This is a genomic window from Pseudomonas sp. HUK17 (genome assembly GCF_001566765.1).
Genome location: NZ_LSMW01000001.1, coordinates 121975 through 142816 on the forward strand (window position 1 = coordinate 121975; position 20842 = coordinate 142816).

The 20842-nt window shown below is 66.9% G+C and carries 20 protein-coding genes and 1 tRNA gene; 12 read left to right on the top strand and 9 right to left on the bottom strand.

Annotation, left to right across the window (positions count from 1 at the left end; translation table 11 throughout):
• Positions 1–237: 237 nt before the first annotated feature.
• Positions 238–1698: an N-acyl-D-amino-acid deacylase family protein gene (locus tag AX284_RS00550; protein ID WP_068383008.1), complete on the bottom strand. Its 1461-nt coding sequence runs from the start codon at positions 1696–1698 to the stop codon at positions 238–240.
• A gap of 176 nt (positions 1699–1874) precedes the next feature.
• Between AX284_RS00550 and AX284_RS00555 the strand changes: the two genes are divergently transcribed.
• The 3 genes from AX284_RS00555 (at position 1875) to AX284_RS00565 (ending at position 5685) form a co-directional block, all read left to right on the top strand.
• Positions 1875–3893 carry a methyl-accepting chemotaxis protein gene (locus tag AX284_RS00555; protein WP_068383010.1) on the top strand — a complete coding sequence of 673 codons (2019 nt, stop codon included), beginning with the start codon at positions 1875–1877 and terminating at the stop codon, positions 3891–3893.
• Between the two features lie 96 nt (positions 3894–3989).
• Positions 3990–4421 (top strand): LexA family protein, encoded by a 432-nt coding sequence (locus AX284_RS00560; protein ID WP_064307397.1) that lies wholly within the window; start codon positions 3990–3992, stop codon positions 4419–4421.
• Positions 4414–5685 carry a Y-family DNA polymerase gene (locus AX284_RS00565; RefSeq protein ID WP_153015296.1) on the top strand — a complete coding sequence of 424 codons (1272 nt, stop codon included), beginning with the start codon at positions 4414–4416 and terminating at the stop codon, positions 5683–5685. Before AX284_RS00560 ends, AX284_RS00565 begins: the two co-directional genes overlap by 8 nt.
• Positions 5686–5700: 15 nt before the next feature.
• Here AX284_RS00565 and cycA read toward each other — a convergent pair whose 3' ends face one another.
• Positions 5701–7080 carry a D-serine/D-alanine/glycine transporter gene (gene cycA, locus AX284_RS00570; protein ID WP_064307395.1) on the bottom strand — a complete coding sequence of 460 codons (1380 nt, stop codon included), beginning with the start codon at positions 7078–7080 and terminating at the stop codon, positions 5701–5703.
• Between the two features lie 358 nt (positions 7081–7438).
• Between cycA and AX284_RS00575 the strand changes: the two genes are divergently transcribed.
• Positions 7439–9505 (top strand): ATP-binding protein, encoded by a 2067-nt coding sequence (locus AX284_RS00575; RefSeq protein WP_442963833.1) that lies wholly within the window; start codon positions 7439–7441, stop codon positions 9503–9505.
• 93 nt (positions 9506–9598) lie between these two features.
• On the opposite strand, the gene AX284_RS00580 is transcribed toward AX284_RS00575, so the two are convergent.
• A tRNA-Gly gene (locus tag AX284_RS00580) sits at positions 9599–9672 on the bottom strand.
• A 134-nt stretch (positions 9673–9806) separates the two neighbouring features.
• On the opposite strand from AX284_RS00580, the gene AX284_RS00585 reads away from it, so the two are divergent.
• The 4 genes from AX284_RS00585 to AX284_RS00600 all read left to right on the top strand — a co-directional run bounded on the left by AX284_RS00585 (position 9807) and on the right by AX284_RS00600 (position 12513).
• Positions 9807–10868, top strand: a complete 1062-nt coding sequence (locus AX284_RS00585) for a M4 family metallopeptidase (RefSeq protein ID WP_068383016.1) — start codon at positions 9807–9809, stop codon at positions 10866–10868.
• Between the two features lie 12 nt (positions 10869–10880).
• Positions 10881–11216: a protealysin inhibitor emfourin gene (locus AX284_RS00590; protein WP_017640065.1), complete on the top strand. Its 336-nt coding sequence runs from the start codon at positions 10881–10883 to the stop codon at positions 11214–11216.
• Between the two features lie 209 nt (positions 11217–11425).
• Positions 11426–12055: a SatD family protein gene (locus tag AX284_RS00595; RefSeq protein ID WP_082731487.1), complete on the top strand. Its 630-nt coding sequence runs from the start codon at positions 11426–11428 to the stop codon at positions 12053–12055.
• Complete coding sequence (locus AX284_RS00600; RefSeq protein WP_068383020.1) at positions 12052–12513, top strand: hypothetical protein; 462 nt, start codon at positions 12052–12054, stop codon at positions 12511–12513. Before AX284_RS00595 ends, AX284_RS00600 begins: the two co-directional genes overlap by 4 nt.
• 2 nt (positions 12514–12515) lie before the next feature.
• Here the strand turns inward: AX284_RS00600 and AX284_RS00605 are convergent, their stop codons facing one another.
• Positions 12516–13547 (bottom strand): MBL fold metallo-hydrolase, encoded by a 1032-nt coding sequence (locus tag AX284_RS00605; protein WP_068383022.1) that lies wholly within the window; start codon positions 13545–13547, stop codon positions 12516–12518.
• A gap of 57 nt (positions 13548–13604) precedes the next feature.
• Between AX284_RS00605 and AX284_RS00610 the strand changes: the two genes are divergently transcribed.
• Positions 13605–14219 carry a pseudouridine synthase gene (locus tag AX284_RS00610; protein WP_068383023.1) on the top strand — a complete coding sequence of 205 codons (615 nt, stop codon included), beginning with the start codon at positions 13605–13607 and terminating at the stop codon, positions 14217–14219.
• A gap of 9 nt (positions 14220–14228) precedes the next feature.
• Here AX284_RS00610 and AX284_RS00615 read toward each other — a convergent pair whose 3' ends face one another.
• Entirely contained in the window at positions 14229–15194 is a 966-nt protein-coding gene (locus AX284_RS00615) for a HAMP domain-containing protein (RefSeq protein ID WP_068383025.1), read from the bottom strand.
• Positions 15195–15256: 62 nt separating this feature from the next.
• The gene (locus AX284_RS00620) at positions 15257–15856 is read right to left on the bottom strand and encodes a LysE/ArgO family amino acid transporter (RefSeq protein WP_068383027.1); all 600 of its coding nucleotides are present in this window, start codon (positions 15854–15856) and stop codon (positions 15257–15259) included.
• Between the two features lie 98 nt (positions 15857–15954).
• On the opposite strand from AX284_RS00620, the gene AX284_RS00625 reads away from it, so the two are divergent.
• Together AX284_RS00625 and AX284_RS00630 are read left to right on the top strand one after the other, a co-directional pair.
• Entirely contained in the window at positions 15955–16842 is an 888-nt protein-coding gene (locus AX284_RS00625) for a LysR family transcriptional regulator ArgP (protein WP_068383029.1), read from the top strand.
• 81 nt (positions 16843–16923) lie between these two features.
• Complete coding sequence (locus tag AX284_RS00630; protein WP_068383031.1) at positions 16924–17868, top strand: NAD-dependent epimerase/dehydratase family protein; 945 nt, start codon at positions 16924–16926, stop codon at positions 17866–17868.
• On the opposite strand, the gene AX284_RS00635 is transcribed toward AX284_RS00630, so the two are convergent.
• On the bottom strand, positions 17844–18140 hold the full coding sequence (locus AX284_RS00635; protein WP_068383033.1) for a hypothetical protein: 297 nt from the start codon (positions 18138–18140) through the stop codon (positions 17844–17846). The two genes, AX284_RS00630 and AX284_RS00635, sit on opposite strands and share 25 nt — an antisense overlap.
• Positions 18141–18391: 251 nt before the next feature.
• Between AX284_RS00635 and AX284_RS00640 the strand changes: the two genes are divergently transcribed.
• On the top strand, positions 18392–19237 hold the full coding sequence (locus AX284_RS00640; RefSeq protein WP_064307384.1) for a hypothetical protein: 846 nt from the start codon (positions 18392–18394) through the stop codon (positions 19235–19237).
• Here the strand turns inward: AX284_RS00640 and AX284_RS00645 are convergent.
• Entirely contained in the window at positions 19218–20282 is a 1065-nt protein-coding gene (locus AX284_RS00645; RefSeq protein WP_068383035.1) for a hypothetical protein, read from the bottom strand. The genes AX284_RS00640 and AX284_RS00645 overlap by 20 nt on opposite strands.
• Entirely contained in the window at positions 20279–20839 is a 561-nt protein-coding gene (locus AX284_RS00650; protein WP_064307383.1) for a cob(I)yrinic acid a,c-diamide adenosyltransferase, read from the bottom strand. Before AX284_RS00650 ends, AX284_RS00645 begins: the two co-directional genes overlap by 4 nt.
• Positions 20840–20842 lie beyond the last annotated feature (3 nt).

The following is a 20842-nucleotide window of genomic DNA, read 5'->3' on the forward strand; positions in this document are numbered from 1 at the left end:
TTCCACCCCTTCGTCTTGCCTATCATAGCGTCTCTCCGTTTCCGTTATAGCGGAATTAGGTTCGTAACAACGGAATGGATTGCAGCGACTGTGCCAGCTTTTTCGACGGCTTTGCAAATCAATGGCTTGGCTTGAACGACGGGCAAAGAAGCGGCTCCCGGTGCCTTGGGTGGCACCGGGAAGTGGCGGAAGGTAACGGCGGTGCATCAGGTCAGGACGTTACCCGGTAGCGTTCGATCAGCAGCGTGGGAAGGTTTGCCGCAGGTCCCCGGCACGGGGCAGGAAGCGGCCATGGCGCTCGTCGATGCTCCGGCCCGGCGCATAGGCCAAGCGGCCATTCACCCAGACGGCGTGGATGCCTTCGGCAGGCCGTTGCGGGTCGCTGAAGTCGGCCACGTCGCGGATGCGCTGGGGATCGAACAGCACCAGGTCGGCATGGGCGCCCGGTTCGATCAGGCCGCGATCCTTGAGGCCGAAGCGCGCGGCGGACAGGCCGGTCATCTTGTGCACGGCGGTGTGCAGGGGGAAGAGACCGAGGTCACGGCTGAAATGGCCGAGCACCCGCGGAAAGGCGCCCCAGAGGCGCGGATGGGGGAAGGGATCCTCGGGCAGGCCGTCGGAGCCGATCATGCTCAGCGGATGAGCGAGGATCAGCCGCACATCGGCCTCGCTCATGCCGTAGTAGACGGCCCCGGCCGGTTGCAGGCGGCGTGCGGCGCTGTCCAGGTCCAGCCCCCAGTCGGCGGCGATGGCGTCGAGGTCACGGCCGCCGCATTCGGGATGCGGGGTGGACCAGGTGATGGTGATGCGATGCCGGTCGGTGACCTGCTTGAGATCCAGGGTGGAGGAGCTGGCGGCATAGGGATAGCAGTCGCAGCCAACCTGTTGGGTCTGCGCGGCCTCGGCCAGGGCGCCGAGCAGTTCCGGTGCGCGCCCCCAGTTGTCCACCCCGGCGCACTTGAAGTGGGAGACCACCACCGGTGCCCGGGCCTGGCGACCGATGGCCAGGGCTTCGTCCAGCGCTTCGTGGACCGCGGCGAATTCGCTGCGCAAATGGGTGGCATAGAGTCCGCCCACGGCATCCAGCTCCGCGGCCAGCTGGGCCACCTCGTCGGTCGGGGCCGCCGCGGCGGACGCATAGGCCAGGCCGCTGGAAAGCCCCAGGGCACCGGCGGCCAGGCTGTCGCGCAACTCGGCACGCATGGCGGCGATTTCGGCCGGAGTGGCGGCACGCTGGAGATCGTCCAGGTGGTTGCTGCGCAACGCCGTGTGGCCGACCAGGGCAGCCACGTTGACGCCGGGCTGCGCCCGTTCCACGGCGGTGCGGTAGGCGGCGAAGGTGGGATAGACGAAGGCCATGGCCGGGCCGAGCAGATTCAGCGGGTCCGGCGGCTCGCCACGTAGCCGCACCGGGGCGGCGCTGATGCCGCAGTTGCCCACCACCACGGTAGTGACTCCCTGGCTGAGCTTGGGCAACTGCTCGGGGCGGCGGATGACCATGGTGTCGTCATGGGTGTGGACGTCGATGAAGCCAGGCGCCAGCACCAGGCCGCTGCCGTCGCGGACCTCTCGGGCTGGTTCAGTGGACAGGTCGCCCAGCTTCTGGATACGTCCGGCTGCGATAGCGACATCGAGCGGCCTGCCCGGACGGTCGTGGCCGTCCAGCACCAAGGCATTGCGAATCAATAAGTCATGCATGCTAGAGCTATCCGAAGACCGTTGAGGGGCGGCTTTCGACCGCCGAGTGGCAAATAGCCAGGGAAGCGAAGCGACAGCTCGATAGAGACGAAACTGTTACAAGAATTTTTGTCTATTACGTCACAAATAGGGCGGTATAGCCCTAATGACCCCTTTCGCCGCCGCCCGAGCTAGCCATGAATCTGCTGACCCCTGCTGTAACGATAATGAATCGCCTGAGGTTTCCCGCCAAGTTCGTCTGCCTCGCCACCATCGTTCTGGTGCCGCTTCTGTTTCTCAGCGTCTACCTCTATCAGGATATCCAGGAGCAGCGCGTGAGCCTGACCCAGGAGATCGACGGTCAGCGCTATCTGACGCAGCTGACCCCGGTCGCCCGACTGAGCATGTTGCAGCGTGCCCTGACCAAGCGTGTCCAGGATGGCGACACCTCGGCGCAGCAGGATTGGCAGAACAATCGCGACAACCTGCTCAAGGCCTATGACGACCTGGGGCAGCTGGATCGTGAACTCGGCGGTAAGCTGGAAACCGGCGATCGCGTCAGCCAGCTGCGGCTGGGAGCCGAACGGTTGTTGCAGGGCACCTCAGGCAACTCCCTGGAGGTGTTCGAAGGCTGGAATGAGCAGCTGACCAAGACCCTCAACTTCTTCTATTACGTCTCGGCCACCTCGGGCCTGGCGCTGGATGCCGACTACACCAGCCTCTTTCTCATCGATATCACCTCGCTGCGACTGCCGCGGGAGATCAATCTCATCGGCCAGCTGCGCGGCCTGGCGAGCGGCCTGAGCGCTACCAACAACTTCGATCCGGCCACCCTCAATGTGGCGCGTACCCTGGTGCGCCAGGAGCGGCAGACCGCCGACGAACTGGAGCAGGGTTTGCGGCTGCTGGCGCGCCAGGCGCCTGAATTGGCGCAACGCCTCAAGGGCTCCCTGGCGCTCGCGGCGGACGACTATGCCAACTTCCGCCAGGGCATGCTGACCGCCATGAGCGGGGAGGGTGTAGTTGCCGGGCGCGCTCTGGGTGCCCAGGGCAATGCCGTGGTCGCCCGCTACTACAAGGTTCTGGAAGAGGCCCAGGGCCTTCTGTCCCAGATGCTGGCCGAGCGCCTGGCCCATGAGACCGCGCTGCGCAATATGATGCTGGGCATGATCCTGGGGGCCTTGCTGCTGCTGAGCTACACCTTCGCCGGCATCTACCAGGCCCTGCGCCTGGGGATCGCCGAGCTGGTCGAGGTGACCGCCGCCGCTGCCCGGGGCGATCTGAGCCGCCGGGCAGCCTTGTCCGGGCGTGACGAGATCGCCGACATAGGTCGTAGCCTGGATGAGATGCTGGAGGCTTTCGGTCGCTCGCTGCGCGAGGTCGATCAGGCTTCCCAGGCAGTCGCCCAGGCATCCGGTGCCCTGGCCGGCTCCATTGGTCAGGCACGCTCGACCATGCAGGCGCAACAGGGCGAGACCGACCAGGTGGCCACGGCCATCACCGAGATGACCGCCAGCGTGGCGGACGTCGCCAACAACACAGAAGGCGCTGTCGCGGCTGCCCAGCAGGCCGATCAGGCCACCCGCGACGGCGCCCGGGTGATGCAGCAGACCCAACAGGCCATCGAAGCCCTGGCCGCCGAGGTGGATCTCAGCGCCACCAAGGTCGCCGCCCTGGAGAGTCACAGCCAGGCCATCGGTGGGGTCATCGCGGTGATCCGTACCATCGCCGAGCAGACCAATCTGCTGGCCCTCAACGCCGCCATCGAGGCCGCACGGGCCGGTGAGCAGGGTCGCGGTTTCGCCGTGGTGGCCGACGAGGTCCGCACCCTGGCCTCCCGTACCCAGACCTCCACCGAGGAGATCCGCCGCATCATCGAGCAATTGCAGGGCGCTACCGCCGAAGCCGTCGGCCAGATGCAGGGCAGTCGTAGCCACGCCCTGACCGGTGTCGCGGCCGCCGAGCAGGCCAGCGTCAGCCTGACCAGCATCGGCTCCGCCGTGGGGCGCATCGTCGACGTCAATGTGCAGATCGCCAGCGCCGCGGAGCAGCAGGCCGCGGTGTCCGAGGACATCAACCGCAACACCACCGGCATCCGTGCCAGTACCCTGCAGGTACTGAGCGGAATCGAGTCCGATGCCGGTACCGCCGAGCGTATCGCCGGCCTTTCCCAGGATCTGCGCGGTATCGTCTCGCGCTTCCGCCTCAGCGCCTGAGGGCGCCACTCATCGGCGGAAATCAGGTCGGACTTTACAACCTGGCGGCTGCGGATAACTGTATAAATACACAGTTATCCGCAGGAGCGCCTTGTCATGTCCGTTACCGTCCTGGGTTGTCTGGCGTCGTCCGCCACCCAGCTGCCGCTCTATGATTTTCGCCTGCCGTGCGGCTTTCCTTCGCCGGCCCAGGATCATCTGGAGCGCCAGGTTTCGCTGGACGAACTGGTCGACCTGCGCGCTCCTCATACCTACGTCATCCAGGTCAGTGGCGACAGCATGACCGGGGTGGGCATCTTTCCTGGCGATCTGGTGATCATTGACCGCGCCCGTCCGGCGCGGGTGGGCGATATCGTGGTGGCGGTGCGCGACCGCGAGCCCACCCTCAAGCGCCTCGGTCGGCAAGGCGCCCATTTCGTCCTGCTGGCGGAAAACCCCGCCTATGCACCCCTGGTCATCGGCGAGCGCGATGACTTCGAAGTCTGGGGTGTGGCCACCCACAGCCTGAGGCGCTTTGGCCATGGCTGAGTCGGTGTTGGCGCTGATCGACTGCAATGCCTTCTATTGCAGTTGCGAGCGGGTCTTCCGCCCCGATCTCGCCGGGCGCCCGGTGGTGGTGCTATCGAACAACGACGGCTGCGTGATCGCCCGCTCGACCGAGGCCAAACGCCTGGGCATCGCCATGGCGGCGCCCTGGTTTCAGGTGCGCGAGCTGGCCCAGCGTGGCGAGGTCGCGGCCTTCAGTTCCAATTATGCTCTCTATGGCGACCTCAGCGACCGGGTGATGCGCACCCTGGGGACTCTGGTGCCGCGCCTGGAGCGTTACAGCATCGACGAGGTATTCGCCGATCTGGCTGGCCTGCCCGAACCCCTGGACGCCCTCGGTCATCGCCTGCAGGCCAGGGTGCAGAAGTGGACGGGCATCCCGGTCAGCGTCGGCATCGCCGGTACCAAGACCCTGGCCAAGCTGGCCAATGCCGCCGCCAAGCGCTGGCCGGAGCGCACCGGTGGCGTGCTGGATCTGCGCGATCCGGTGGTGCATGACTGGGTGCTGAAACACTCGCCGATCGAAGACGTCTGGGGTGTCGGCCGGCGCCTGGCCGCGCGCCTGCGGGGCGAGGGCGTCACCACTGCCTGGGAGCTGGCCGCGCAGGATGCCTGGTCACTGCGCCAGCGCTACAGCGTGGTGCTGGAGAAGACCGCCCGGGAATTGCGCAGGCTGGCCTGTCTGGGTCTCGAAGAACTGGAGGCGCCGCGGCAGACCATTTGCAGCAGCCGCATGTTCGGCCGTCGCCAGTACCAGTTCGGCGCCTTGGCCGAGGCGGTGGCCAGCTACACCGCCCGCGCCGCGGAAAAGCTGCGCGCCCAGGGGTCGCTCTGTCGCACCCTGAGGGTCAGCATCCAGACCGGGATGCACGGCGCCGACGAGGCTCGCTATGCCAATGCCGCCCTGCTCAATCTGCCGGTGCCCAGCGACGACACCCGGGTGCTCAACGATTATGCCCAGTCCGGCCTGCGCGAGATCTTTCGCGACGGTTTCGGCTATGCCAAGGCCGAGGTGTTGCTGCTCGATCTCTACGGCCGTAGCGAGGTGGCCGCGGATCTCTTCGCTTCCGCACCGGATCCGGCCGCTACCCGGCTGATGGCAACGCTGGACGCCATCAACGGCAAGTTCGGTCGCGAAACCCTGCGTCCAGCCCGGATTCCCCGGGATCCCGCCTGGCAGATGCGCCGCGACCTGCTCAGCCCGCGCTACACCACCCGGCTCGATGAACTCTGGACGGTGGGCTGAGCGACCAGTACCTGGCTAGCCGCCGCGTAGCGTCCGCCCGCGCCACCAGTAGCCCACCCCCAGCAGCAGGAACCACAGCGGACTGGCCAGCAGCGCCTGGCGGGTGTCGTCCTGCAGGGTCAGCAAGACCAGCACCGCGGCGAAGAAGGCCAGCACCCCGTAGCACACCCAGCGCCCGCCGGGCAGGCGAAAGGCCGAGGCGGCATGGCGTTCCGGGCGGTTGCGTCTATAGGCCAGCCAGGCCAGCAGGATCAGCGACCAGACGAACATGAACAGCACCGCCGCCAGGGTGGTGACCAGGGTGAAGGCGGTGACCAGGTTGGGGATCAGGTAGATCAGCACCGTGCCCAGCAGCAGGCACAGGCAGGACAGCACCAGTCCGCGCGCCGGTACCGCCGCCCGCGAAAGCTGGGTGAGGCCGCGGGGCGCATGGCCTTCGCGGGCCAGGCCATAGAGCATGCGGCTGGTGGAGAAGATGCCGCTATTGGCCGAGGAGGTGGCCGAGGTCAGCACCACGAAGTTGATCAGGCTGGCGGCCATGGGCACGCCGGCCAGCACGAAGAGTTCGACGAAGGGACTCTTGTCCGGCACCACCTGGCGCCAGGGCGTCACCGCCATGATCACCACCAGCGCCAACACATAGAACACCAGGATGCGCACCGGAATGGAGTTGATGGCGCGGGGCAGGTTGCGCCGGGGATCGGCGGTCTCGGCGGCGGTGGTGCCGACCAGCTCGATGCCGACGAAGGCGAACACGGCGATCTGGAAACCGGCGAAGAAGCCGCCCAGGCCCATTGGGAAGAAGCCGCCGTCGTTCCACAGATTGCTCAGGCTCGCCACGTTGCCCGAGGGCGACTGGAAACCCCAGAGCACCAGGCCGAAGCCGGTGACGATCAGGGCGCAGATGGCGACGATCTTGATCAGTGCGAACCAGAATTCCAGTTCGCCGAAGAGTCGCACCGTGACCAGGTTGAGGCCCAGCAGGAGCAGCACGCAGAGCAGCGCCGGGATCCAGGGCGCGAGGCTGGGAAACCAGAACTGGGCATAGGCGGCGATGGCGATGACATCGGCGATGGCGGTGACTATCCAGCAGAACCAGTAGGTCCAACCGCAGAAGAAGCCGGCCCAGGGCCCGAGTAGGTCGGTGCAGAAGTCGATGAAGGACTTGTACTCCAGATCCGACAGCAGCAGTTCGCCCAGGGCGCGCATGACAAAGAACAGCGCGCTGCCGATGATCAGATAGACCAGCAGGATCGAGGGACCGGCCAGGGCGATGGTCTTGCCCGAGCCCATGAACAGGCCGGTGCCGATGGCGCCGCCGATGGCGATCAGTTGCAGATGGCGATTGGACAGGCTGCGTTGCAGCCCCTCGGGCGGGGTGGAAGACGCGGACATGACGAGCGGATACCTGACAGCGACAGCGGGGGCCACACGGTAAGAGATGCACGTCGCCGGTGCCAGTCGTTTCACCGGGACAGCATGCCGCAGGGCCGGCCCGACCATCGATGGGCAGGGCTGCGCCGTCGGTCACCTGGAACTCTGGCAGGGACTCCCGTACCTGCCTATCATGGGCATCCGGGCGCCTTGCAGAGGGTCCGGACGGCCACGAGATCCCTCAGTGCCTCTGCCAGTGAGTCGTTCCTTGTCCTACCTAGAAACCTTCGCCTGGGAATCCACGCCGCTGGGTGGCCGTGCTGGCTGGCCCGTCGCGCTACGGACCACCTACGATCTGCTGATGGCCTCGCCCTTCGCCATGTGCGCCACCTGGGGCGCCGAGCAGACGCTGATCTACAACCAGGCCTACGCCCCCTTTCTCGGTGCGCGGCATCCCGCGGCACTGGGGCAGCCGATCCACGAGGTCTGGGTGGAGCTGTGGGACGAGATCGCCCCGCTGATCGACCGGGCACGCGCCGGCGAGGCGCTGCACTTCGTCGACAAGCACTTCGTGATGACCCGCAACGGCTATCCCGAGGACACCTACTGGAGCTTTTCCTATAGTCCGCTGCGTGACGGCGAGCGCATCGTCGGCATGCTCAACATCACCACCGAGACCACCGCCAGCGTCCAGGCCCATCGCCAGCGCGACATCGCCGAAGCCGCGCTGCGCCGACACAACCTGACCCTCGAACAGGAGCTCTCGGCGCGCATCGATGAACGCGACAGCGCCCGCGCCGCGGAGAGCAGCGTGCTGGCGGCGGCCGAACGGGTGCAACTGGCCCTGGCCGCCGGTGCCATCATCGGCACCTGGTACTGGGATCTGCCCACCGACAGATTCACCGTCGACGAAGCCTTCGCCAGCCACTTCGGCCTGGACCCAGCGCTGGGCCGCGATGGGCTGAGCCTGGCGCAGGTGGTCGCCAACGTGCATCCGGACGACCAGGCGGGTCTGGCCGCGGCCATCGCCGACGTGCTCGGGCGCGGCGGGCGCTATGCCCACCAGTACCGGGTGCGCCGCAGGGACGGTCGCTACTACTGGCTGGAGGCCAACGGCCATGTCGAGCTGGCGGCGGACGGCGCCCCGCTGCGCTTTCCCGGCGTGCTGCTGGACGTGGACGCCCGCCGGGCCCTGGCCGACGAGCGTGACCGTGCCCTGGCGGAGCTGCGCGACCTGACCGCCACCCTGGAGCAGCGCGTCGAAGAACGCACCGCAGACCTCCGCCGCTCGGAAGAAGCCCTGCGCCAGTCGCAAAAGATGGAAGCGGTCGGCCAGCTCACCGGCGGCCTGGCCCATGACTTCAACAACCTGCTTGCCGGAATCTCCGGCAGCCTCGACCTCATGGGCCTGCGCATCGGCCAGGGGCGCTTCACCGAGCTGGAAAAATACCTGCTGGCCGCCCAGGGCAGCGCCAAGCGCGCCGCCGCCCTGACCCATCGCCTGCTGGCCTTCGCCCGCCGCCAGACCCTGGCTCCGGAGGCCACGGTGGTCAACCAGCTGGTGGGCGGCATGCTCGATCTGGTGCAACGCACCGTGGGGCCCGCCATCCAGGTGCAGTTCACCAGTCTGCCGAACGACCAGCCGCTGTTGGTGGATCAGTCCCAGCTGGAGAATGCCCTGCTCAATCTGTGCATCAACGCCCGCGATGCCATGCCCAACGGTGGGCGCATCCTCATCGCCGCCAGCTATCGCATTCTCGGTGACGGAGATGCCCGCGATTTCGAGCTGCCACCTGGACGCTATCTGCACCTGAGCGTGACCGATACCGGCAGCGGCATGACAGCGGAGGTCGCCGCCAAGGCCTTCGAGCCCTTCTTCACCACCAAGCCCATGGGCCAGGGCACGGGCCTGGGGCTGTCGATGATCTACGGCTTCGCCCGCCAGTCCGGCGGTCAGCTGCGGCTGCGCTCGACGCCGGGGGAGGGCACCACCGTCTGCCTTTACCTGCCACTGCGGCCGGTAGAGCAGCCAGGCGAGACGCCCCTGGCCGATGGTCGACCCTGTCCGCTGGAAGGCGCCAATGCCACGGTGCTGGTGGTCGACGACGAACCCACGGTGCGCATGCTGGTGACCGATCTGCTGCGCGAGCTGGGCTACGTCATCATCGAGGCCGCCGACGGCGCCGGCGGCCTGGAAGTGCTGCACTCCGATGCCCGTATCGACCTGCTGGTCACCGACGTGGGCCTGCCCGGGGGCATGAACGGCCGCCAACTCGCCGACGCCGCCCGCGTCCACCGCCCGGCGCTCAAGGTCCTGTTCATCACCGGCTTCGCCGAGACCTCGCTGCTCAGCGACGGCCACCTGGAGCCGGGCATGGCGATCCTGACCAAGCCCTTCGCGGTGGAGGCCCTGGCGCAGCGGGTGAAGGGTCTGGTGGCGGGCTAGGTTTCGCGCGCGCGAAACCCCTGGGCAGGGCCCGGAAACGCAACGGCCCCCAATCAGCGGGTCCGCAAGGACTGATTGGAGGCCGTCTGGATTTGGAGCGGGCGAAGGGAATCGAACCCTCGTCATGAGCTTGGGAAGCTCAGGTAATGCCATTATACGACGCCCGCGTGGGGTGCCTTTGTACCAGAAGCCTGCCTCCGGGTGAAGAGGCGGGAGTCGTCTGGTCGTTTCGTGGTCCAATCAGCAGGACCGCACGCTGCGGTGATCGGGGACCTTTGTCCCCCAGAGGAGGAGGGCGCGCATGTCTCGTAACCCGGGCACCATCCAGGGGGTGATTCCCCCCTACATTCTTGGCCGCATCATCGATCATGGCGACGAACACCAGCGTTCTTGCGCCCTGACCACCCTGAGTCATGTCCAGAGTCTGCTGCACAATCCGGGTCGGCCCGGAGTGCGCCAGGCCCCGGTTGGGGCTCTGCCGCGCACCGATGATGCCAGTCCGCAGCGCAGCATCTTCGATGCTGGCAATGCCATGCAGCTGCCCGGGCGGCTGGTGCGCCAGGAGGGGCAGCCGCCGCTGAGCGATATCGCGGTGGACGAGGCCTATGATTACCTGGGCGCCACCTTCAAATTCTTCAACGAGGTCTTCGGCCGCAACTCCATCGATGGCCAGGGCCTGCCGCTCGCCGGCACCGTCCACTATGGCCAGGAATACCAGAACGCCTTCTGGAACGGCGAGCAAATGGTGTTCGGCGACGGTGACGGCGAGATCTTCAACCGTTTCACCATCGCCCTCGACGTCATCGCCCACGAACTGGTGCATGGCGTCACCGAGAGCGAGGCGGGGCTGGTGTACTTCAACCAGTCCGGTGCGCTCAACGAGTCGGTGTCCGATGTCTTCGGCATCCTGGTCAAGCAGTATGAGCTCAAGCAGACCGCCGCCGAGGCGGACTGGATCATCGGCGCCGGGCTGCTCACCCAAAAGATCAACGGCAAGGGCCTGAGGTCCATGGCCGAGCCGGGCACCGCCTACGACGATCCGACCCTGGGCAAGGATCCCCAGCCCGGGCATATGCGCGACTACATCGAGACCCGCGAAGACAACGGCGGCGTCCACCTCAACTCGGGTATTCCCAATCGGGCCTTCTACCTGGCGGCGCTGGCGCTGGGTGGTCATGCCTGGGAAAAGGCCGGACCGATCTGGTACGACACCCTCTGCGACAGCCGCCTGGCCAACGATGCGGATTTCGCCGCCTTCGCCCGCTTGACCGTATCCAACGCCGGTCGCCGCTTCGGTGCCGAGTCGGCCGAGGTCCAGGCCGTCGAGGAAGCCTGGGCCGGCGTAGGCGTCACCCTTAGCTAGAGGAACAGGGCAATGCGCGAACTTCCCCCGTTGGGCAAGGACACCGTGGTACGGCTCTCACGTCAGGGCGGCTTCGCGCCCCTGCATGCGTTGAGCAAGCCGCGGGAGATCGAGTTCGGCCAATACGACAGCGCCCAGCGCGGGCGCATCTGCTCGGTGTTGGAACGCTGTCTGCCGGAATCCGGCGAACCGACCCAGGTCGGGCGTGGCGATCAGCGCTACTTCAAGGTGGAGCTGCGCTTTCGCCCGCAACCCGCCGAGCAGGAAGACGAACTGACCCTGCTGATCCCCGAGGACCGGGCGCCCAGCGAACTGGTGCGGCTCTGGGACAAGGGGCTGGTGGAGTAACCAGAATCAACGGGCGGAAGCGGCGAGGCGTTGAGGGTGTCCTCAAAAGCTCTGGCTGCCTTTGTCTCTTGCCTGCTGGTTACTGGTGATAGCTAGCACTAGGCGAGTCATACCATTTTTGGGTAAAAAGCGCTTGTTGACCCTTTTTTAGTTACATCACGAAAATGACCCCAAAGCAGGTAAAAACCGCCAGAACGCTCGCAGTGGTAATGGGCGACTTGGTGCACAGCGAGCACGCCGCCGATATTGCGCAGTTACACAAGGCCTTCAATGAAGCGGTAGTGCAGCACAACAGGCGTTATGCCGACGTCTTGGCGTCACCGCTGACCATCACCCTTGGAGACGAATTTCAGGGTCTGGTGACCTCCTTGAATGCCGGCGCTCGGCTGTTGCGTGACATCAGGCTGGATCTCCTGCAGCGCGATATCGACTGCCGCTTCGTCCTGGGGCTGGCCCGGATAGAAACGGCGGTGAATCCGCAACAGGCCTGGAACATGATGGGGCCGGGCCTTAGCCGCAGTCGGCACAAGCTCAATGAAAAGCGTGCGCTCTGCCGCTATGGTTTCTCGCTGCCACAGGAGCCACTGCTGGAGATCGCCCTCGATGCGCTAGGGGTTGGCTTGACGGTTATCGAGAAGGGTTGGACGCAACGTCAGTTGAGCGATATCGCGGCACTCTTGAATGGACAGTCGCCAGCGGAGCTGGCAGAGCAGCGTCAGGTATCGGTCCATAGCATCTACAAGGTACGTACCTCCGGTCACTTTGACGCCTATAGCCAACAGTGGAACGCCGTGCTGGAGGTACTGACAGATCTGGATCGCAGGGAGGCTGAACAGTGAACGGGTTGCTGCAAGGATTGCATGCACTGGCCTATACGCTCTTGGCCTTGGTCCTGTTGACCGAGCTCGGCAATGCCTTGTGTCGCAGGATGCTCATCCGCATGCGACGACCAGAGGTGCCAGACTCATCCGCCGATGGCGCCTTTTCCGCGGGACGCCTCATCGGTTGGCTCGAACGCCTGGTGTTGGCTGCGGGACTGCTGAGCAACAGCTGGGAAATCCTCGCGGCGGTGATAGCGCTCAAGACCGTCGCTCGCTTCAAGGAGCTGGATCAGCGGGACTTTGCCGAATACTTTCTGGTCGGTTCGCTGTTCAGCATTCTCTGGGCCATCGTGGTCACCGGGGCCTGGATGCTCTATGACCAGCATTGGGGAATCGGTATGAGAGCCACCCTCATGGATTGGCTCAGCGCTTCTTCTCTACCGCCTTTGATCGAAACAGCAAAGGTCGGCGGCTGACCTCAGGGCACCGACCAGACCTCACCCGGTGCCAGCGTCCTGAATGCCTCGTCCGCCAGCCCATGCAGTGTCCGGGCATGGGACAGATCGCGGGGCGGGGCGAACTGCCCTTCGTCGCTCAGTGGAAAGGTGCCGAAGTGGATGCCCAGACTGCTGGCAGCGCCCACCGCCTGATGGGCGCGTACGGCATCGTCCGGGTTGAGGTGGCTGTCCTGCATGAACCAGCGGGGTTCATAGGCGCCAATGGGCAGCGCGGCGAAGCGCGGTGCGCCGAGGCGTTCGCGGATCAGCGCGAAGTGCGGGCCCCAGCCGGTATCGCCAGCGAAATAGACCGGCCCGGTCGGCGCTTCCAGCACGAAGCCACCCCACAGCCGGCGATTGGTGTCGAGGCGACTGCGCGCCGACCAGTGCTGGCCCGGCACCAGGTGCAGGCGTATGCCGTCCTTGAGCGGCAGACTCTGCCACCAGTCCAGTTCGCTGACCGTGACGAAGCCGGTCTCGCGGCGGATCAGCTCGGCATTGCCCAAGGGCGTCACCACCGGCGTCAGGGGCGCGCGCTCGGCCAGGCGCCTCAGGGTCGCCAGATCCATATGATCGTAGTGACTGTGGCTGACAAAGATCAGATCCAGCGGCGGCAGGTCGTCCAGGGCCACGCCGGGCGCGTGATGGCGCCGGGGCCCGATGAAGCTGAAGGGACTGACCCGCGCCGACCACACCGGATCGGCGAGGATGTTGAGGCCCTGGTGCTGGATCAGCAGGGTGGCGTGGTTGACGAAGGTCACCCGCAACTCACCGCCCTCGACCCGCGTCGCCGGCCGTGTCGGCACGGCTGGGCCGTCCTGCCAAGTCCACTCGGGACGGGTGCGGGTGAACTGCCATTTCAGCAGCGTCCAGAGACTCTTGTCCTCGCGTGGCGCCAGGTTGTGGAAGCGCGCGCCGTCGAAGTGATCGGAGCGCGGACCCTCGTAGGCGGACGAAGCGCAGCCGGCCAGGGTGAGCAGGTGGATCAGCCACAGCGGACGAAAGATGCGCATGGGACCTCGGACGAATAGACTGGGCCATTCAGATTACCCTAACCGCCATCGATCCCCATGTCGCGAAATACCCGTTCCACCCCCGGTCAGCGGCCCCGTCGCCAGGCCAAGGCACCGCCGGTCACGCCGCGGCTGCTGCTGCTCAACAAGCCCTTCGATGTGCTCACCCAATTCGCAGACGATGACGGCCGCACGACCCTGAAGGCCTTCGTCGCGGTGCCAGGGGTCTATCCCGCCGGCCGTCTGGATCGCGACAGCGAAGGCCTGCTCCTGCTGACCAACGATGGCCAGTTGCAGGCGCGCATCGCCGATCCCCGGCACAAGCTGCCCAAGACCTACCTGGCGCAGGTGGAGGGCACTCCCAGCGACGAGCAGTTGCAGCGCCTGCGCCAGGGCGTCGAACTCAATGACGGCCCTACGCTGCCGGCCGAAGCCCGCCTGCTGGGCGAGCCACCGGTGCTCTGGGAGCGCGATCCGCCGGTGCGCTTTCGCAAGAGCGTGCCAACCGCCTGGATCGAGCTGACTATCCGCGAAGGCCGCAATCGCCAGGTGCGGCGCATGACCGCCGCAGTGGGTCTGCCGACCCTGCGCCTGGTGCGGATACGCATCGGTCCCTGGGCGCTGGACGACCTGGCACCGGGGCAATGGCGCGAGGTACCGGCGCAGCTCTAGCGCCGCACCTCAGTCCTGCCGCTGGCTGGCGGCCTCCTGCAGATCGCCGGCGATGTCGGCGAGGCGGCGGCTGACGTCCTTGAGTACCTGCGGATCGATGTCGCGCGCTGGCTGACCTGGTTCGGTCAGCAACTGACTGGCCAGCAGGGCGCTGAGGGCGCCGACTTCGTTGGCCTGGTGGCGCAGGTCGTGGGTGTGCTGCACGGCGGCCTCGCGCAGGAGATTGGTGCTGAGGGTCAGGCGGCCCAGTTCGTCATCGCGCCCGCTGGGCAGCCGTTCGCCGAAACGTCCGCGGGCCAGCAGACCCAGTTGCCGGGCGCAGGTCACCAGCGGATCCACCAGTCGACGCTCCACCAGCCGTACCCCGAGGAACAGCAGGCCGCCGCCACAGAGCAGCAGGGCCAGGCCGGCGAGCAGGATGTCGCGCTGGGCCTCGGCGCGGATGGCGGCGATCTGCGCGGCGGTGTGTCCATGCAGGTCGTCGACCAGGGCGGCGAAGCCCTCGGCGGTCTCCCGGTCGATACCCCGAACCTCGGCATCGCCGCGGCGCGGATCGCGGTCATGAGCCAGATAGGCGGCATGGCCGGCGCGATAGCGCTCGCCCAGACGCCCGTGCTGGGCGCGCAGCGCCTGGAGCCGCGGTTGCAATTCGGGGTCGACGCGGGTGGTCAGCTGTTGCAGGCGCTGGTCGACCTCCGCTTCGCGGGTCAGAAAGGCCTGCCAATAGCGCTCTGCGGTCGCGGCATCGCCACCGCGCAGGAGAAAGTTCTTCCACTCCTGCACCTGGATCTTGAAGGTCAGGTGGGTGTCGTCGATCTCCACCAGCCGCTCCAGCGGCCCTTCGATCAGATGCTGGTAGCGGTGCAGCTCGCGGGAGAGCAGGCCGAAGCCGGCCAGGGCGATCAGCAGCATCAGCAGCAGACTGCCGCCAAACAGGAGCAGGCTCTGACTACGGAGCGAACGGGCGAAGGGCATGGGGACTCTCGACAGAAAACGCAGAGCCGCAGCTTAGGGCGCTCGCCCGGCGAAGACCAGCCTCAGGTCGAGACCAGCAACTGCGCCGCGACGGCGAACATCACCAGCGCCACCAGCAGATCGATCAGCCGCCACACCCCCGGGCGGGCCAGATAGGGCGCGGCCCAGGCAGCGCCCAGGGCGAGACCGAAGAACCACAGCATGGAGGCCGTGGCCGCGCCGAAGACATAGGCCAGGGGCGCGGCCTGCTGGCTGCCGAGGGAGCCCACCAGCAGCACCGTGTCCAGATAGACATGGGGGTTGAGCAGGGAGACGGCGGCGGCGGCGAGCAGCGCCTGGCGCCGGCTGCGCGGACTCGTGGTCTCCAGACTGCCCATTGCCGCCGGCTTCCAGGCCCTCCGCAGCGCCTGGGCGCCATACCAGATGAGAAAGGCCGCGCCGCCCCAGCGCAGGATGACCACCAATAGCGGGCTGTGCTGGATCAGCGCGGCCAGCCCCAGCACGCCAGCGGCCACCAGGATGACATCGCAGGTCAGGCAGAAGGCGGCAATGGCCAGATGGTGCTCGCGGCGCAATCCCTGGGCCAGCAGATAGGTGTTCTGGGCGCCCAGCGCCATGATGAGACTGGCCATGGTCAAGAGGCCGGTGAAGTAGCTGTTCATGGCGGGGGCTTGCCTTGTCATCCTGGAATGGCTGCCACCTTGCCGGGTCTGGGTGTATAAGAAAAACCAATATTCCTTATGCAGCATTAGCCAGATCGATGATCGACTACAAATTGCTGGAAGCCCTGGCGGTGGTGGTGGAAGAGGGTGGTTTCGAGCGGGCGGCGCGGCGGTTGGGCCTGTCGCAATCGGCGGTGTCCCAACGCATCAAGCTGCTCGAAGCCCGGGTCGGCCAGGCGGTGCTGGTGCGGGAAACGCCGCCCCAGCCGACGGCGCCGGGTCTGCGCCTGCTGCGCCATATCCAGCAGGTGCGGCTGCTGGAGGCCGATCTGGGCAGCGCGGTGCCGGGGTTGGCCGAGGAGGCGCCACAGCGACTGCGCATCGCCCTCAATGCCGACAGCCTAGCCAACTGGTGGCCGCTGGCGGTCGGTCCCTGGGTCAGGGCGCAGGGTGTACTGCTGGATCTGGTGGTGGAGGATCAGGATGTGGTGCTCAGGCGCATGCGCGCCGGCGAAGTGGCCGCCTGTCTCTGCGCCAACGGCCAGCCATTGGCCGGGGCGCGGGTCAGCGCCCTGGGTGCCATGCGCTACCGGGCCCTGGCCAGCCCGGAATTCCGCACGCGGCAATTGGCCGGGTTGCCTGATCCCCAGGCCCTGGCGCGGGCGCCCGCCATCGTCTTCGGCCCGGATGACCGCTTACAGCATCGCTATCTGGAGCAGCTCGGCGTCACCCAGCCCTTCGACTACCACCTCTGTCCTTCCGCCGAGGGCTTCCTGCAGATGACCCTGGGCGGTATCGGCTGGGGGCTCCTGCCGGATATCCAGAGCGCGGCCGCCCAGGCGTGCGGCGAGCTGGTGGATCTGGCGCCCGGCCAATGGGTGGACGTCCCCCTGTTCTGGCACCACTGGCGCAACGGTGGCGCCGCCTTGCAGGCCCTGACCCGGCACCTTGAACAGGTTGCCGGTCAGTGGCTGGTGCGCGATTAGCGGCGGCTGTCGAAAGCTTTGGTTACACTGGCCGATGGGTCGCCGCGGGCGACCGCGGATAGCTTCGGGAATCCCAGCGACATGCGTATCTTGATCACGGGCGCCAGCGAGGCGCTCGGTGCGGGCCTGGCCTGCGATCTGCTCGACCGCGGCCAACTGGTGCGGGTGCACGGCCGTCCCGGTGCGACCCTGGATGCCCTGGTCGAGCGTGGCGCCGATTATCATCCCGCCTTGCTCGACCAGCCCGTGCAGGTGCTGGCGCTGTGCGACGACATCGACGCCATCGCCCACTGCACCGACGTGGCCGGCGTGCCGAGCGCGGCCGATCTGGACCACGGCCAGGTGCTGATCGAAGCCGCCCTGCAGCAGCAGGTCGCGCAATTCGTCTATGTGTCGTCCGCCCGTGTCTATGAACGGGGTGGCGAGGCGCTCAAGGAAGACCAGGTGCCGGCCAAGCCCAAGGGCCGTGAGGCCCAGCGCCGTCTGCAACTGGAGCGCCTGGCCCTGGCCGCCGGTGAATTCGGCCCTCAGGTCACGGTGTTGCGGCCGGCCCAGGTGCTCGGCCTGGCCGATCGCGACTGGGCGCGCGGGCTGCTGGAGCAGGCCAAGGCCAAACAACTGGGGCGCCGCGGCAACGGCCTCAATCGCTGGGACTTCACCAGTGCCGGCAATCTGCGCCAGGCGCTGGTGACGCTGCTGCTGGAGCAGCCGGCGGCGGCTAGCGGCAAGGTGTTCAACCTCAGCGACGGCCAGCCGCTGGTGTGCTGGGATGCGGTCAACTTCCTGCTGCGGCGCTTCGAGCTGCCGACGGTGACCGAGGCGAAGACCCTGAGTCCACGCGCGCTCTATGCGCGGCTGCGTACCCTGCGCCAGGAAGCTCGCTGGCCCGACTTGCTCGACAGTCCCTTCACCCTCGACATCCGCGCCGCCCAGGAGGCCTTCGGCTTTCGTCCGGAGGCCGCCTCCTGGACAGCATTGGAGGAATATCGTCCAGCTCGGCGTCAGCCGCGCAGCGGGCCGGTGTAGCGGCGAGTGGCCGCGAGAAATTCCTGGCTGACATAGGTCGAGCCTGCCATCTCCGCCATGGACGGCAGAGGGGTCACCACCGGCATCAAGCCGCACAGCCTCGCCAGGCGCTCGCCGAGTTCACGGGTCTCAGGATCGTCCGAGGCCTGGCTGGCCGCCAGCATTCGCGGAACCGCCTCGGCTTCGTCGAAGCGAATCACCATGCCTTGCTCCTGCCGCAGTCGACGACGCAGTGCGCCGAGGCAATCGAAGAACGCCTTGTTGTATTCCATGCTCACCTCCCGTTTGGCTTGAGGTTGGTCGTGACGCAAATCACGTACCAGGAGCGCTGGCGCCAGGAACAGCGGGCTTGGTAGGGCTACCGCGGCTGATTCTGCGTCGTGATGGCGCAGTGATGTCGACGCAGACTGCGTTTCGGTGCACGATCCCGCAACGAAAGCCTCGGCCGACTGCCCCGCGTCGGCCGTGACGACCGTTATACTGGCCGCCATTCCGTCTTTTCGCCTCTGCTCACAGGTCTGCCATGCGCAACGATCTTCTCGATGAAATGGACAACGTCCCGAGCCTGACACCGGAGCGCGACGACCGTCGCCCCGTTGGTCGCCGGCCGGTCGAGGCCGACGAGGTCTATCACGAGCCTGCCGCCGTTCATGCCCGCCCGGTCCGGCGCGGCCCCTCCACGGCGCCGCTGTGGGTACTGGTCGCCGCCCTGACCCTGGCCCTGGCCGGCGTCGCCTGGTGGAGTCACCAGCAACTGGTGCTGATGCAGGAGCAGGTGGTGGCCACCCAGGAGAACTTCGCGCGCATCAGCGAGGATGCCCAAGGCCGGCTGCGTGACATCTCCGGCAAGCTGGTGGAAAGCGAATCCTCCGGCACCACCAGCCGCGAGGCCTTGCTGCTGCAGGTCAAGACACTGCAGACCAAGGTCGCCGAACTCACGCGTCAGCAGCAGGGGGTGAGCGACAACCAGCAGGCCCAGGACAATCGCCTGCAGAATCTTTCCAGCGCGCTGCAGACCGGCAGTGGCGAGGTGGACACCCGGCTGAAGGCCCTGGCCGAGGAACAGGCGGCGCTGAAGAATGGCCTGGCGCAGACCGGCAGCCTGGCCGAGCAGGTCGCCAGCCTGACCGCGCAGAACAAGGCGCTGCAGGCGGACATCGCCGCCTTGAAGAAACCCAGTGCCCAGAGTCAGGCCCTGGGCGAGATGCAGCAGGACCTGCTGGTGCTGCGCAGCGAGCTGGACGCCCGCCCGGTCGGACCGGACAGCAAGGAATTCGACGCCTTCCGCCTGCAGACCACCCGCAACATCACCACCCTGCAGACCCAGGTGCAGAATCTGCAGCAGCAGATCAGCGCCGGGGCGCGTTGATCGGATCGATCTCGCTACGCTGCCATTCCTGCGGCCAGAGCTCGCCGTCGAGCTGATCGAGCCGGCGCTGCAGGACCTTCTGCTTGAACACTTCGAGGATCTCCACCAGCACCTCGTCCAGGGCATTGTCCTGGGCGCCGCTGGGCAGACTCTGATCGAAGCCGTGATCGGCCAGGCGACTGGCCAGGGCGCGGAAGTCGCGGGTGCGCAGACTGGCCGCCGCCTCCCGTACCAGGCCGTTGACGATATCGGTGAGCACCCCGTCCAGGGTGTCGGCCAGGCGCTCGCCCATGGGCAGCCGCTTGAGGCGGGCCAGGTCGGGGTTCTCGTCCAGGGCACGTTGCACCACGTCGCCTACCAGCCGTTCCAGGGTGGCGCGATTCTGGCTGTAGCCCTGTTCCACCATCGCCTGGATGCGCAGCGCCATGCCGTCGATCAGCCGCTGCTTGCGCGGGCGGATGACGCGGTCGATCACGCTCTGGGAGAAGTCGTCGCGGGTATTCAGCTCGTCCTGCAGTTCACCGCAGATCTTTATCATCACCCGATCCGACAGGTCCTCCATGAGCAGCTGGTAGTAGTGGTTGAACAGTCGATAGGGCCGCCAGCCGCGCATGTCGATCAGTCCCAGGCGTTGCAGGCGCAGGAGCAGCGAGATGATGCGTAGCGCCCGCAGCAGCCGGAAGCCGCCCAGGGGAATGCAGCCGAGCACGTCGTACCAGTGGATGAAGGGATAGTGGTACCAGCGCGCATGGCGGCGCTCGACCACCGCCACCAGCCAGCCCAGCAGTACGTCGGCGATGAAGAAGGCGACGAACACCAGGTCGATGCGGGTGAAGTGGGCGTGGATGCGTTCGCCGTAGAAGGCGTGGAAACCGGGCAGCACGGCGGCCAGGGCCTGGTTGAGCGGTCCCAGGGCATAGAGGCTGTCGAACAGGATCAGCGCCAGGTTCACGCAGACCAGGATCAGGATGAGGCCGTCCCAGAGGGCCAGCAGCCCCTCGTGGCGACGCGCGGGTGGCGCGGCGGGCGTGGCCGGCGCACTCATGGCCGCGCGGCCTGCCAGAGCACCTCGCTCACCCCCTGGCGCCGGGCGACGATGCGCGCGGCGACGAACAGCAGGTCGGACAGGCGATTGAGATAGGGCAGGCCCTGGCCTTCCAGGGGTTCCGCCGCATGCAGGCTGCGGCAGCGCCGCTCGGCGCTACGGGCCAGGGTGCGGCAGACATGGGCCTGGGCCACGGCGCGGGAACCGCCGGGCAGGATGAAATTTTCCAGCGGCCCCAGCTCGGCGTTCCAGTGATCGATGGCGCCTTCCAGGCGTTGGATCTCCACCGGCTGCAGGGCGCGATAGCTGGGCATGGCCAGTTCGCCGCCAAGGTCGAACAACCGGTGCTGGCAGGGCGCCAGGGCCTCGCTCACCTCGGCCAGGCGAGCGTCCTCCGCCAGCTCGGCGAGCAACAGGCCCAGGGCGCTGTTGAGTTCGTCGACCGCACCGATGGCCTCGATGCGCGGATGGTCCTTGGGCACCCGGCTGCCGTCGGCGAGCCCGGTATCGCCGGCGTCGCCCTGGCGGGTGTAGATCTCGGTGAGGCGAAAACCCATGGC

Coding starts and splice junctions, on each gene's coding strand:
- AX284_RS00615 (WP_068383025.1), bottom strand. CDS start 15,194: ATGCCCTTCGCCCGTTCGCTCCGTAGTCAGAGCCTGCTCCTGTTTGGC.
- AX284_RS00550 (WP_068383008.1), bottom strand. CDS start 1,698: ATGCATGACTTATTGATTCGCAATGCCTTGGTGCTGGACGGCCACGAC.
- AX284_RS00555 (WP_068383010.1), top strand. CDS start 1,875: ATGAATCTGCTGACCCCTGCTGTAACGATAATGAATCGCCTGAGGTTT.
- AX284_RS00640 (WP_064307384.1), top strand. CDS start 18,392: ATGCGCAACGATCTTCTCGATGAAATGGACAACGTCCCGAGCCTGACA.
- AX284_RS00575 (WP_442963833.1), top strand. CDS start 7,439: ATGTGCGCCACCTGGGGCGCCGAGCAGACGCTGATCTACAACCAGGCC.
- AX284_RS00645 (WP_068383035.1), bottom strand. CDS start 20,282: ATGAGTGCGCCGGCCACGCCCGCCGCGCCACCCGCGCGTCGCCACGAG.
- AX284_RS00635 (WP_068383033.1), bottom strand. CDS start 18,140: ATGGAATACAACAAGGCGTTCTTCGATTGCCTCGGCGCACTGCGTCGT.
- AX284_RS00620 (WP_068383027.1), bottom strand. CDS start 15,856: ATGAACAGCTACTTCACCGGCCTCTTGACCATGGCCAGTCTCATCATG.
- AX284_RS00565 (WP_153015296.1), top strand. CDS start 4,414: ATGGCTGAGTCGGTGTTGGCGCTGATCGACTGCAATGCCTTCTATTGC.
- cycA (WP_064307395.1), bottom strand. CDS start 7,080: ATGTCCGCGTCTTCCACCCCGCCCGAGGGGCTGCAACGCAGCCTGTCC.
- AX284_RS00650 (WP_064307383.1), bottom strand. CDS start 20,839: ATGGGTTTTCGCCTCACCGAGATCTACACCCGCCAGGGCGACGCCGGC.
- AX284_RS00595 (WP_082731487.1), top strand. CDS start 11,426: ATGGGCGACTTGGTGCACAGCGAGCACGCCGCCGATATTGCGCAGTTA.
- AX284_RS00590 (WP_017640065.1), top strand. CDS start 10,881: ATGCGCGAACTTCCCCCGTTGGGCAAGGACACCGTGGTACGGCTCTCA.
- AX284_RS00585 (WP_068383016.1), top strand. CDS start 9,807: ATGTCTCGTAACCCGGGCACCATCCAGGGGGTGATTCCCCCCTACATT.
- AX284_RS00610 (WP_068383023.1), top strand. CDS start 13,605: ATGTCGCGAAATACCCGTTCCACCCCCGGTCAGCGGCCCCGTCGCCAG.
- AX284_RS00625 (WP_068383029.1), top strand. CDS start 15,955: ATGATCGACTACAAATTGCTGGAAGCCCTGGCGGTGGTGGTGGAAGAG.
- AX284_RS00605 (WP_068383022.1), bottom strand. CDS start 13,547: ATGCGCATCTTTCGTCCGCTGTGGCTGATCCACCTGCTCACCCTGGCC.
- AX284_RS00630 (WP_068383031.1), top strand. CDS start 16,924: ATGCGTATCTTGATCACGGGCGCCAGCGAGGCGCTCGGTGCGGGCCTG.
- AX284_RS00560 (WP_064307397.1), top strand. CDS start 3,990: ATGTCCGTTACCGTCCTGGGTTGTCTGGCGTCGTCCGCCACCCAGCTG.